This window comes from Pantoea sp. X-Soil-ISGK-259 (assembly GCF_059730705.1).
On sequence record NZ_AP035986.1, the window covers coordinates 3,977,767 to 3,990,798 of the forward strand.

A 13,032-nucleotide genomic window follows, 5' to 3' on the forward strand; every position below is an offset into this window, starting at 1 on the left:
TAAGGGCCGCGGAGGCGGCCCTTATGATTAGTTGATACGTGCGCCGGAACCGCCCTCTTCCAGCGGCCCGTCAGGATCGGCAGGCAGAACAATATAGACCCCCTCAAACACAGCGCCACACTCATCGTCGCCAAAAAGCTCAACTTCAAGCTGCACACGTGCTTTACGTCCGCGCGCCAGACGGTCGAGATCGCCGCTTAATGAGCCGAGGTCAGCAATCGCGCCAGGCCGGCCACTAATCGGGTGGCTGTAGCGAATGTGCGCATCCGCCAGAATAATGGTGCCGCCCAGATGGCGCTCGCGCAGCAGTAACCAGATCAATCCCCAGCCGGTCAGCGTGGCCAGCGAGAACAGACTGCCAGCAAACAACGTCTGATGTGGATTCTGATTGCCCGCTTCCGGCATGGTGGTGATAAATTTCTGCCCGGTAAACTGCAGAATACGGACACCCATCTTCTCGCTGAGCGGAATATGATCATACCAGGCCTGCTGCAGCTGTCCGCACCAGTCGGCACGATGCAGGATATCATCGAGCGTAACGACAGGCTTGATCATCAGAAAGTGGCGAACCGGCGTCGTCTGGGGCGCGGTAATCTCGCCCTGGTTGACGTAGCCGAGCTTAGCGAAGAATGCGACAGCATCTTCGCGGGCACTACAGGTTACCCGTTTAGCTCCTTCCTGACGCGCTACCGACTCCAGCGTCATCGCCATTAGCGTTCCCAGCCCTTTACCCTGCACCGAAGGATGAACGGCCATGAAGCGGATAGCGGCCTCATTGTCGGCATTAATGTAGAGACGGCCGATAGCGACCGGATTTCCCTGTTCATCAACCACCATCTGATGATGTGCCAGGGCATCCCAGGCGTCACGTTCTGACCCCTGCGGTTGACGCAGAGGTTTACGTAACATCTCCCAGCGGAACTGATAATAGATATCCAGCTCTTCCGCCGTCTGTGGCACGCGAAGGTGATACATGTAATGTTTCTCCCGCTCGGATGTATGGCCTGTTCCCTGCCGCTCAGCTGACGATCTCACACCTGCAACCAGAACGTCACAGGACCATCATTCACCAGCGAGACCTGCATATCTGCAGCAAAACGGCCATTCGCCGTAGTAATCCCCTGCTGGCGACAGCAGTCGCTGAAGTATTCATACAGACGTTCGGCTTCAGCAGGTTCAGCGCCACCCGAAAACGAGGGGCGCATCCCTTTTTGCGTATCCGCGGCCAGCGTAAACTGCGACACCACCAGCACACTTCCGCCCGCCTGGCGGACACTCAGGTTCATCTTGCCCTGCTCATCGCTAAAGATGCGATAGCCCAGTACACGTTCTGCGAGACGTTCCGCTCGCGCGTTGTCATCGCCTTTTTCTACGCCCAGCAGAACCAGTAAACCCGCGCCAATTTCACCGGTCACTTCCTGATCGACGCTGACGCTGGCGCGCTGCACGCGCTGAATCAATGCAATCATGTTTCCTCGCGTTGCTCTTCTTGTTGGTGTTGCTGCTTCAACTGCCGATAGTCAGCTAACGCGACGGTTATTTCAGCGCCCAGCAACACAATACACCAGGTCCAGTAGACCCAGAGAAACAGAATGGGGATCACGGCCAGTACGCCGTAGATCAACTGATATGAAGGGAACATAGTAACATAGAGCGCAAAGCCCTTTTTACCCAGCTCAAACAACGCCCCGGCAACCAGCGCGCCAATCAGCGCATCACGCGGTGGCACCCGTTGGGTGGGAACAATGCTGTAGAGTAACCAGAAGGCGAACCACGACAGCAGAAGCGGGAAAATGCGCAGCATCTGATCGACCAGACTGGTTACGCCAGTGGCATTAATCCAGCGCAGGGAAAGCAGATAAGAGCTGATTGCCAGGCTGGCACCGGCCAGCAGCGGACCGAGCGTCAGGATCATCCAGTAGACGGCAAAGGAGTAAACCATCGGTCGCTTTTTGTTGCTGCGCCAGATGGTGTTTAACGCCGTATCGACCGAATGCATCAGCAGTAAGGCGGTCACGATAAGACCGACTGCCCCGACCGCCGTCATCCTGTTTACGTTAGCAACAAACTGTTCAAGATAGCGTTGCAACGTGTTACCTGCAGCAGGCATCAGATTGTTGAAGACAAACTGTTTTAACTGCACGCTGATGTCAGAGAAAACCGGAAACGCCGCAAACAGGGCAAAGACCACTGCAATAAGCGGCACTAACGCCAGTAATGAGACATAAGCCAGATTACCGGCCTGGGTCGTCATGCCATCCTCATCAATGCGTTTCCATAACAGCCTGAGCCACAACCAGAACGCATGCAGCCTGGGGCGAAATTTACGTGACATCATGAGTTACTGTAGACCCGCAAACCAGTTGGGTACCGTTTTACTGTCAGTAACCAGTACACTTTCAATACCCAGGGCACGGGCCGCCTCAATGTTCTCTGGATTATCATCAAAGAACACCGCCTGATCGGCAGTCACACCTTCTGCATCCAGCACATGCTGATAAATCCGCGCTTCCGGTTTGCGCATACCTATCTCCTGTGACAGGTAGATTTTATCCGCTGCCTGCTGCACGTCCGGATACTGCGTTGGCCAGAATTCGCAATGCAGCTTGTTCGTGTTAGAGAGGATTACCACCCGATGACCTTCCAGCCGCAGCCGGTTCATTAGCGCCAGGGTTTCCGGACGCACGTCAACGAAGACCGCCTGCCAGCCAGCCGCAAACTGCTCATAGCTCAGTGCGATCTCCAGCTTTTCGCACAGCGCCAGTGCGAAATCTTCATCACTGATCTCGCCACGTTCGTGTTGCTCAAACGCTTCGTCCATCTGGAAATGGCCTTGTAGCGAAGCCAGCGGTACACGACTAAAGTCACTCCAGACACCCAGCACGCGGTTGAAGTCGATATCAATAATCACATTGCCCAAATCAAAGATATACAGCATGGTGTGTCTCCTTCTGTTCCCTGGAGTATTCACTCTAGCGGCAAAAGTGCAGGCTGAACAGGCACGGGCTGAGAGAAAAGCGTAAACGCCAGAAGGTGAGTAAAGCGCGACATCATTCGCACAAATATTCGCTGGTCCGGCTGAGTAAATCCGAATTTCAGGCAAAAAAAAGCCCCGCATGCGGGGCTTTTTATTCTTTAAAGGCGCAATTATGCGTCTTTAGGACCACGTGAAGCACGTTTACGGTCGTTTTCAGTCAGGTGACGCTTACGGATACGCACTGACAGTGGAGTCACTTCGACCAGTTCGTCATCATCGATGAACTCGATCGCCTGTTCCAGCGTCATTTTCTGCGGTGGTACCAGTGTCGTTGCTTCATCAGTACCTGAAGCACGCATGTTGGTCAGCTTCTTACCGGTCAGACAGTTTACGGTCAGGTCGTTAGAACGGCTGTGAATACCGATGATCTGGCCTTCATAGACTTCTGCACCATGACCCAGGAACAGCTTACCGCGATCCTGCAGACCGAACAGAGCGAACGCTACAGCTTTGCCCTGACCGTTAGAGATCAGAACGCCGTTCTGACGCTGGCCCACTTCGCCTGGACGGATATCGTCGTAGTGGCTGAAGGTAGAGTAGAGCAGACCGGTACCGGAAGTCATCGTCATGAATTCGTTACGGAAGCCAATCAGGCCACGGCTAGGAATCACGTAGTCGAGACGTACGCGGCCTTTGCCATCCGGATCCATGTTTTTCAGATCGCCTTTACGCTCACCCATGGCTTGCATAACGGAACCCTGATGCGTCTCTTCGATATCCAGCGTAACGTTCTCGAATGGCTCTTGTTTACGGCCATCGATCTCGCGGAAGATAACTTTCGGACGGGATACCGCCAGTTCGAAACCTTCACGACGCATGTTTTCGATCAGAACTGACAGGTGAAGCTCACCACGACCTGACACGCGGAACGCATCAGAATCTTCGGTTTCTTCAACGCGCAGAGCCACGTTGTGAACCAGTTCTTTGTTCAGACGCTCAAGGATCTGACGTGAAGTCACGTACTTACCTTCTTTACCGCAGAACGGTGAGGTGTTGACGTTAAAGAACATGGTTACGGTTGGCTCATCAACGCTCAGTGCTGGCAGCGCCTGCACATTCTGTGGATCACAGATGGTGTCAGAGATGTTCAGCTCGCCCAGACCGGTGATAGCAATGATATCGCCCGCTTCAGCCAGATCGCTGTCGATACGCTCAAGACCCAGGTGAGTCAGGACTTTACCGACTTTACCGTTACGGGTTTTGCCTTCGCTATCAACGATAGTGACTTGCTGGTTCGGCTTAACTTTACCGCGCTTGATGCGGCCAATGCCGATCACGCCCAGGTAGTTGTTGTAGTCCAGCTGAGAGATCTGCATCTGCAGTGGCGCATCAGCCTCAACCTGCGGAGGCGCAACGTGGTCAACGATTGCCTGATACAGCGGGGTCATATCGTCAGCCATGTCGGTGTGCTCAAGACCCGCGATACCATTCAGCGCAGAGGCGAAAATGATAGGGAAGTCGAGCTGCTCGTCAGTCGCATCCAGGTTAACGAACAGGTCAAATACCTGATCCACAACCCAATCCGGACGCGCACCAGGGCGATCTACTTTGTTGATAACCACAATCGGCTTCAGACCATGCGCGAACGCTTTTTTGGTCACGAAGCGGGTTTGCGGCATAGGGCCATCCATCGCATCTACAACCAGCAGCACCGAGTCCACCATGGACATGACGCGCTCAACTTCACCACCGAAGTCGGCGTGTCCTGGGGTATCAACGATGTTGATACGGTAGTCATTCCACTTAATGGCGGTGTTTTTTGCGAGGATGGTAATCCCACGCTCTTTCTCCAAATCATTGGAGTCCATCACGCGCTCTGTTGCTTCGGTACGGGCATCAAAAGTACCGGATTGTTGCAGCAGTTTGTCAACCAGGGTGGTCTTTCCATGGTCAACGTGCGCGATGATGGCGATGTTACGCAAATTTTCGATCACAGCTTTGCCTCAGGCATTAGAAATAGCGCGTTATTGTACACTGATTAAGCGGAAGACTGAACACCATCACACTTTTCACTGAAAGTTTATTAGATAGGTGCAAATTTGCCCTGTTCCCGGTGCAGAAAATGCACTAAGTTGGTCTTATGCACCAAAATAGTGCTAATAAATCGTCACAAAGCACCACTTTAGTGCACAAGGACCATCCTGGTGCAGGTGCTTTATGACAAAAAGGTGCATCACAAGGCGATTTAAGCAGCATCAGAAAAGTTGGCACAGAATTCGCTTTATCTAAATCAAGCGTAATCGCCAGTCAGATGTCGGTTGAAGAGCGTGCCGGAAGCGGGTAGTCAGGGAGTTGTTTTCCCGCTGCGAATTCCGGAAAAGACGTTTCCTCGCCATGTAGATAATGAAAGACCATTTCCAGGAGAGTTGAGTATGTCCGCTGAACACGTTCTCTCGATGATGAACGAGCATGAAGTTAAGTTTGTTGACCTGCGTTTTACCGATACCAAAGGTAAAGAACAGCACGTTACTATCCCTGCTCACCAGGTTAACGCTGACTTCTTCGAAGAAGGCAAAATGTTCGATGGTTCGTCTATTGGCGGCTGGAAAGGCATTAACGAATCAGACATGGTGCTGATGCCTGACGCTACCACGGCAGTCATGGATCCTTTCTTCGAAGATTCTACGCTCATTATCCGTTGTGACATCCTTGAGCCAGGCACTATGCAGGGCTACGACCGCGATCCACGTTCTATCGCAAAACGCGCTGAAGATTACCTGCGCTCTTCCGGCATCGCGGATACCGTGCTGTTTGGACCAGAACCAGAATTCTTCCTGTTCGATGACATCCGTTTCGGTTCATCGACTTCCGGTTCACATGTGGCTATCGACGATATCGAAGCGGCATGGAACACCGGTAAAGAGTACGAAGGCGGTAACAAAGGTCACCGTCCAGGTCTGAAAGGCGGCTACTTCCCGGTTCCACCAGTCGACTCATCACAGGACATCCGTTCTGCCATGTGTCTGACCATGGAGCAGATGGGCCTGGTTGTTGAAGCGCATCACCACGAAGTGGCGACTGCGGGTCAGAACGAAGTGGCTACCCGCTTCAATACCATGACCAAAAAAGCTGACGAAATTCAGATCTACAAATATGTCGTCCATAACGTTGCTCATGCTTACGGCAAAACCGCGACCTTTATGCCGAAGCCAATGTTTGGCGACAACGGTTCAGGCATGCACTGCCATATGTCACTCTCTAAAGGTGGCCAGAACCTGTTTGCCGGCGATAAGTACGGCGGCCTGTCTGAAATGGCGCTGTTCTACATCGGGGGCATCATCAAGCACGCTAAAGCAATTAACGCACTGGCGAACCCGACCACGAACTCTTACAAGCGTCTGGTTCCGGGTTATGAAGCACCGGTTATGCTGGCTTACTCTGCCCGTAACCGTTCAGCGTCAATCCGTATTCCGGTGGTTGCCAGCCCGAAAGCCCGTCGTATCGAAGCGCGCTTCCCGGACCCAGCGGCTAACCCATACCTGGCGTTCACCGCACTGCTGATGGCTGGCCTGGATGGCATCATCAACAAAATCCATCCTGGTGATGCGATGGACAAGAACCTGTATGACCTGCCACCGGAAGAAGAAGCTGAGATTCCAAAAGTTGCGGGCTCTCTGGAAGAAGCGCTGAATTCACTGAACGAAGATCGCGAGTTCCTGACCCGCGGCGGTGTATTCACTGACGAATCGATCGATGCTTACATCGAACTGCGTAAAGCTGAGATGGATCGCGTTCGCATGACGCCACACCCGGTTGAGTTCGAGCTTTACTACAGCGTTTAACTGGTCAAACGATTTTGTTGCCGTGGAAACTTTTAGCCCATCTTCGGATGGGCTTTTTTCTCCGCGAATTTACCGTTCATTCGCCCTCCTTACGGCTTTAAGACTAAAATGCACCTGATTGGTGCAGAGGTACGTTTTATGGCAACTGGCTCTCTGCCCGATGCAGGGCAGATTCTCAATGCTTTAATCAACAGTATTTTGTTGGTGGATAACGATCTGGTTATCCATTACGCCAACCCGGCGGCGCAGCAATTACTGGCGCAAAGCTCACGCAAGCTGTTCGGCACGCCGTTACCGGAATTAACCGGCTACTTTTCGCTGAATATTGAGGTGATGCGCGAGAGTCTTGAGGCTGGCCAGGGATTCACTGACAGTGAGGTTACGCTGGTCGTTGATGGTCGTGCACACATTATGTCGCTGACCGCCCAGCGATTACCCGATGGCTTAATTCTGATGGAAATGGCGCCGATGGATAATCAGCGTCGGCTCAGTCAGGAGCAGTTACAGCACGCTCAGCAGGTGGCCGCTCGCGATCTGGTTCGTGGTCTGGCTCATGAGATTAAAAATCCGCTGGGAGGGTTGCGCGGCGCGGCACAGCTTTTATCACGTGCCCTGCCCGATCCCTCGCTGAACGAATACACCAAAGTCATTATTGAACAGGCCGACCGGTTGCGGAATCTGGTGGATCGTCTGTTAGGGCCGCAGCAGCCGGGTATGCACATCACGCAGAGCATTCATCAGGTGGCTGAACGCGTAGTTAATCTGGTCTCGATGGAGCTGCCGGAGAATGTCTCGCTGGTACGGGATTATGACCCCAGCCTGCCGGAACTGCCGCACGACCCCGATCAGATTGAACAGGTACTGCTTAACGTGGTGCGCAATGCGCTTCAGGCGCTGGGAGACGATGGCGGCACCATCATTATCCGCACCCGCACCGCTTTCCAGCTCACGCTGCACGGCACGCGTTATCGCCTGGTAGCACGTATTGATATTGAAGATGATGGCCCCGGCATTCCGGCCCAGCTGCAGGATACGCTGTTTTATCCGATGGTCAGCGGACGTGAAGGCGGAACCGGTTTAGGCCTCTCCATCGCCCGTAGCCTGATTGATCAACATTCAGGAAAAATAGAATTTAACAGTTGGCCGGGACACACCGAATTTTCGGTTTACCTGCCTATTCGCCAGTGAGGTTTCTATGCAACGAGGGATAGTCTGGATCGTCGATGACGATAGCTCCATCCGCTGGGTGCTTGAACGCGCGCTCACTGGAGCCGGTTTGAGCTGCGCGACTTTTGACAGCGCAAGCGAGGTGCTGGATGCCCTCTCAACCAAGACCCCGGACGTTTTACTGTCAGACATTCGCATGCCCGGTATGGATGGCCTGGCGCTACTGAAGCAGATTAAACAGCGTCATCCCATGCTTCCGGTCATCATAATGACGGCGCATTCGGATCTGGATGCTGCCGTCAGCGCCTATCAGCAGGGCGCATTTGATTACCTGCCTAAGCCGTTTGATATTGACGAAGCCGTTGCACTGGTAGAGCGAGCGATCAGCCACTATCAGGAACAGCAGCAGCCACGTAATCAGCCGGTCAGCGGACCAACTACCGATATTATTGGTGAAGCGCCTGCGATGCAGGATGTATTTCGTATCATCGGGCGCTTATCGCGCTCTTCGATAAGCGTGCTGATTAACGGTGAGTCCGGAACCGGTAAAGAGCTGGTGGCCCATGCGCTACATCGCCACAGCCCACGCACCAAAGCGCCCTTTATCGCACTGAACATGGCTGCAATACCCAAAGATTTGATTGAGTCAGAGCTGTTTGGTCACGAGAAAGGGGCCTTTACCGGCGCGAACCAGATCCGTCAGGGCCGTTTTGAGCAGGCGGATGGCGGCACGCTGTTTCTGGATGAGATCGGTGATATGCCGCTGGATGTGCAGACCCGACTGCTGCGCGTGCTGGCCGATGGTCAGTTCTATCGCGTCGGTGGTTATGCACCCGTCAAAGTGGATGTGCGTATTATTGCGGCAACCCACCAGAACCTGGAATTGCGTGTGCAGGAAGGCAAGTTCCGTGAGGACCTGTTCCACCGCCTGAATGTGATTCGTGTGCATCTGCCGCCGCTGCGTGAGCGTCGTGAGGATATCCCACGTCTGGCGCGTTATTTCCTGCAGGTGGCGGCTCGTGAGCTGGGTGTGGAAGCGAAGATTCTGCACCCGGAAACCGAAACAGCCTTAACCCGGCTGCACTGGTCCGGTAACGTACGTCAGCTGGAAAACACCTGTCGCTGGCTGACGGTCATGGCTGCGGGTCAGGAAGTGCTGATTCAGGATCTGCCCAGCGAACTGTTTGAGTCCAGCACCCCGGAAAATCCGGTGCAGTCGCTGCCTGACAGTTGGGCAACGCTGCTGGCACAGTGGGCCGACCGCGCACTGCGTTCCGGTCATCAGAATCTGCTGTCGGAAGCACAACCGGAGATGGAGCGAACGCTGCTCACCACTGCGCTGCGTCATACGCAAGGCCACAAACAGGAAGCCGCTCGTTTGCTGGGCTGGGGACGAAACACGCTGACACGCAAGCTGAAAGAGCTTGGCATGGAATAAGCGTTTCGGTGCGGGCTGGCATGTCATGCCAGCCCGTTTCGTCAGATAACGCGGGAGAATTGCTGCTGACGCACTTTCTGACGCAGATAGCGATCAAAGCACATGCAGATATTGCGGATCAGTAACCGGCCAATGCCGGTCACCTCAAGCCCTTTAGCAGTTTGTACCACCAGCCCGTCAGCAATTAACGGTTTCAGCAGCGCCATGTCCTCAGCAAAATAGTCCCTAAAGCGAATGCCCCATCGCGCTTCAGTCGCGGCAAAATCCAGCGAGAAGTTACAAATCAGCGTTTTAATCACGTCACGCCGCAGGCAATCATCGTCGGTTAAGGCGATGCCGCGCCACAGGCCATTTCCCTGCTGTTCCACACATGCATACCAGGTGTTGAGGTCTTTCTGATTCTGCGCATAACTGTCGCCAGTCATGCTGATGGCTGAGACGCCAAGCCCCAGTAAGTCACTGTCGCCCTGCGTCGTGTATCCCTGGAAATTGCGATGCAACTGCCCTTCACGCTGCGCGATGGCCAGCTCATCCTGCGGCTTTGCAAAGTGATCCATCCCGATAAACTGGTAGCCCTGCTGAGTCAGCGTCACAATGGTCTGTTGCAGGATATCCAGCTTTTGCTGCGCGGAGGGCAGTTCATCCTCTTTAATTTTACGCTGAGCCGCGAACATTGACGGCAGATGCGCATAGTTAAATACACTAAGCCGGTCCGGGCTCAGTGCCAGTACCCGCTCCAGCGTCCAGGCAAAGCTGGCGGGCGTTTGCAGGGGTAAGCCATAGATCAGATCGATGCTGACAGAGCTGAAGCCCTGCTCACGGGCGCGCGCCATCAGGCCGAAAATCACCTCTTCATCCTGCACCCGATTAACCCGTTCCTGCACCGATTTATTAAAATCCTGTACGCCCATGCTCAGACGATTGAACCCCAGCGATCGCAGGTGATCAATCACATCCAGCTCAATTTCCCGCGGATCAACCTCGATCGACATTTCGGCGTCCTCAGCCACGCTGAAGTGCTGCTTCAGTAAACCCACCAGCCGTGAAATCTGCGTATTATCGAGAAAGGTTGGCGTGCCGCCGCCCCAGTGAAGCTGCGTGACTTTACGCTCGCGAAACAGCGGCGCGCGCTGAATGATTTCCTGCTCAAGCACGTCCAGATAGCGGTCCGCTTTGTGGCGCTGACGCGTCACGATCTTGTTGCAGCCGCAGAAGTAGCAGAGACGATGGCAGAAGGGAATATGAACATAGAGCGACAGCGGACGATCAGGATAACGCGCGACGGCACGCTGGAAATCAGTTTCCGCGTACTGCTCGCTGAACTCCAGCGCGGTGGGATAAGAGGTATAACGCGGGCCAGCGTAATTGTACTTTTCAATTAACGCCTGATCCCACTCAATCTGCTGCGATGGCATGCTCACTCCTTCCGGTGACGGTGTCTGAGAGAAGGTCGCGAAGAAGAGGAGATGAAAGGTGAGCGGGTTGAGACCCGACGTAAACGTTGCTTCAGCCGCGACAGGCGTCGTAGTTTAAACAATAACCACAGCAGATAACATGTCGCCAGCAGCGCGAAAATTGATCCAGGCCAAAACATTGTCGTTTACCTGATAAGCGCGGCATGCGCAGACCGCATGCCGATCAAATTTGCTTAGTTGCCCTTCAGCAGACGGTACATATCTTCTTCAGCCTGCTCATCTTCAGCATCATCCATCACAATGCCTAACTGCTCCATCAGTTCGTCAATACGGTCCAGCGAGGCATCCAGCCAGCCCTGATCTTCAGCCGACAGGGTTTCGCCATTTTCCAGTCGATCCAGCAGCGCATCAAGACGCTCATCATTTTCCAGCTTTGCCAGCTCTTCTTCTGGCGTCAGGCGTGCTTTTTTCTCAGCTGCAGGTTTTTCCACGCTTTTCTTTGGCTTAACGGCTGCGGTTTTTCCGTCAGCGATCAGGGCCACCGGCTTTTTACTGCCGATGCGCGGATCTTTCACGTTATTAGCCTGACTCCCGCCATTGCTTTCGGACGCCGCTGGATTAGCACGGCTGCCAGAAGCATGTCCACGATGCTTTTTATCACGTTTGCGATCGCGTGCTTCGTTGTTGATATCATCACGCGATTTGCGTTTGGCTTTGGCGGCAGGTTTGCCGTGAACAGCTCGTGCAGGTTGCTTCATAGTATTCGGTCCCGGCTTTTTTTATTCAGTATACAATTGCGGCGAAATCTAGCAGAAACCAGACAAAGAAAAAAGGCGACAGCTCAAGCTGTCGCCTTATTTCATACCTTCATAAGAAGGAATCATGTTTTAAATCCTTTTCGGCTCGTAACATCCCGGTCAATCCCGCGCCTGCTCAGCTCCTGAGCTTTTCCTTATCCCTGTCTGAGCGTATCCCTGACTCATTTCCATTCCATCGCTCTCTACCCTCCTGGTATCCCTGAGCGCATCATCCTGATGGGTGCTGCCGTGCACTGCACAATAATGTAGACCATCTGGTAAAAGCCTCAAGTCAGCGCCACAAATAGTTAGTTCAAAAAAAGAACCATTCTAGATAAGATATTAAATAATAAGATTTTTTATTTTTAGTAATTAAAGTAAAAAGCGAAATAACTCGCAGTGGTAATGGCAAATCTCTTACAAATCTGACTAATCAGACGCGGTTGAGCACTTTCGCGCCATAACGCGTATAATCGGCCGCATTGCCTTAATGCGTTTTCTGGAGTGTCACCTTGTCTGAATTGAATTATCACGTTACCCACTTTGTCATGAGCGCGCCGGATATCCGCCATCTGCCTGCCGATACCGGAATTGAAGTGGCTTTTGCTGGCCGCTCGAACGCGGGAAAATCGAGTGCGCTGAATACGTTAACCAATCAGAAGGGTCTGGCGCGTACCAGTAAAACGCCGGGACGTACGCAGCTGATTAACCTGTTTGAAGTGAAAGAAGGTAAGCGTCTGGTCGACCTGCCCGGTTACGGTTATGCCGAAGTCCCGGAAGAGATGAAGCTGAAGTGGCAGCGTGCGTTAGGTGAATACCTGCAAAAACGTCAGGCGCTGAAAGGCCTGGTGATCCTGATGGATATCCGTCATCCGCTGAAAGATCTCGATCGACAGATGATTAACTGGTCCGTTGAAAGCGGCATTCCGGTGCTGTTGCTCCTCACCAAGGCAGACAAGCTCGCCTCAGGTGCGCGTAAAGCACAGCTTAATGTTGTGCGTGAAGCTGCACTCGAATTTGTGGGTGATGTGCAGGTAGAACTTTTCTCATCGCTAAAGAAAATCGGCGTAGATAAGGTTCGTCAGAAACTGGACAGCTGGTTCACAACGTTTGAACCGGCAGAGGTGGATCAGGACGCGGAAGAGTGAGTGGCAGCCCTGTGCCGCTGAAACCGGCGGTGCAAAAAGCCCAATAAAAAACGCCCCAGTCACAGAATGACTGGGGCGGCTAAATTCAGCCAAATCCGATTACGTGAAGTAAAAGGTCTGAAAGATAGAACATCTTACCTCTGTACCCTACGCGACGAACTTTACCTGATTTTCTGTGCGTGACAAAGGCTTTTTTGTTGCTTACTTACATCAAACAAGGCTTTTTTTACCACGTGTGTCACAAAAAC

At 53.2% G+C, this 13,032-nt stretch carries 12 protein-coding genes; 4 read left to right on the plus strand and 8 right to left on the minus strand.

Annotated elements, in window-relative coordinates:
* Positions 1-27: 27 nt before the first annotated feature.
* The 5 genes from fabY to typA form a co-directional block, all read right to left on the minus strand.
* Positions 28-975 carry a fatty acid biosynthesis protein FabY gene (fabY, locus tag AC6I77_RS18955; protein ID WP_003851352.1) on the minus strand — a complete coding sequence of 316 codons (948 nt, stop codon included), beginning with the start codon at positions 973-975 and terminating at the stop codon, positions 28-30.
* A 56-nt stretch (positions 976-1,031) separates the two neighbouring features.
* Positions 1,032-1,469, minus strand: a complete 438-nt coding sequence (dtd, locus tag AC6I77_RS18960) for a D-aminoacyl-tRNA deacylase (RefSeq protein WP_003851353.1) — start codon at positions 1,467-1,469, stop codon at positions 1,032-1,034.
* Positions 1,466-2,338, minus strand: a complete 873-nt coding sequence (locus tag AC6I77_RS18965; RefSeq protein WP_003851355.1) for a virulence factor BrkB family protein — start codon at positions 2,336-2,338, stop codon at positions 1,466-1,468. The genes dtd and AC6I77_RS18965 overlap by 4 nt, the downstream gene beginning before the upstream one ends.
* 3 nt (positions 2,339-2,341) lie before the next feature.
* Positions 2,342-2,938: a glucose-1-phosphatase gene (gene yihX, locus AC6I77_RS18970; protein WP_003851357.1), complete on the minus strand. Its 597-nt coding sequence runs from the start codon at positions 2,936-2,938 to the stop codon at positions 2,342-2,344.
* A gap of 209 nt (positions 2,939-3,147) precedes the next feature.
* Positions 3,148-4,971: a ribosome-dependent GTPase TypA gene (gene typA / locus AC6I77_RS18975; protein WP_003850742.1), complete on the minus strand. Its 1,824-nt coding sequence runs from the start codon at positions 4,969-4,971 to the stop codon at positions 3,148-3,150.
* Between the two features lie 438 nt (positions 4,972-5,409).
* Between typA and glnA the strand changes: the two genes are divergently transcribed.
* The 3 genes from glnA (at position 5,410) to glnG (ending at position 9,424) form a co-directional block, all read left to right on the plus strand.
* Positions 5,410-6,819, plus strand: coding sequence for a glutamate--ammonia ligase (gene glnA / locus AC6I77_RS18980; RefSeq protein ID WP_003850740.1), 1,410 nt, complete (start codon positions 5,410-5,412; stop codon positions 6,817-6,819).
* 138 nt (positions 6,820-6,957) lie between these two features.
* Positions 6,958-8,007, plus strand: a complete 1,050-nt coding sequence (glnL, locus tag AC6I77_RS18985; RefSeq protein WP_008926971.1) for a nitrogen regulation protein NR(II) — start codon at positions 6,958-6,960, stop codon at positions 8,005-8,007.
* Between the two features lie 7 nt (positions 8,008-8,014).
* A complete protein-coding gene (glnG, locus tag AC6I77_RS18990) occupies positions 8,015-9,424 on the plus strand; it encodes a nitrogen regulation protein NR(I) (RefSeq protein WP_008926972.1) in 1,410 nt (469 codons plus the stop codon).
* Positions 9,425-9,465: 41 nt separating this feature from the next.
* Here the strand turns inward: glnG and hemN are convergent, their stop codons facing one another.
* Both hemN and yihI read right to left on the minus strand, forming a co-directional pair.
* On the minus strand, positions 9,466-10,839 hold the full coding sequence (hemN, locus tag AC6I77_RS18995) for an oxygen-independent coproporphyrinogen III oxidase (RefSeq protein ID WP_154926960.1): 1,374 nt from the start codon (positions 10,837-10,839) through the stop codon (positions 9,466-9,468).
* A 233-nt stretch (positions 10,840-11,072) separates the two neighbouring features.
* The gene (gene yihI / locus AC6I77_RS19000) at positions 11,073-11,597 is read right to left on the minus strand and encodes a Der GTPase-activating protein YihI (protein ID WP_039660549.1); all 525 of its coding nucleotides are present in this window, start codon (positions 11,595-11,597) and stop codon (positions 11,073-11,075) included.
* Between the two features lie 551 nt (positions 11,598-12,148).
* Between yihI and yihA the strand changes: the two genes are divergently transcribed.
* On the plus strand, positions 12,149-12,784 hold the full coding sequence (gene yihA / locus AC6I77_RS19005; protein WP_039660548.1) for a ribosome biogenesis GTP-binding protein YihA/YsxC: 636 nt from the start codon (positions 12,149-12,151) through the stop codon (positions 12,782-12,784).
* Between the two features lie 85 nt (positions 12,785-12,869).
* On the opposite strand, the gene spfP is transcribed toward yihA, so the two are convergent.
* The gene (gene spfP, locus AC6I77_RS19010; RefSeq protein ID WP_071892919.1) at positions 12,870-12,917 is read right to left on the minus strand and encodes a small protein SpfP; all 48 of its coding nucleotides are present in this window, start codon (positions 12,915-12,917) and stop codon (positions 12,870-12,872) included.
* Positions 12,918-13,032 lie beyond the last annotated feature (115 nt).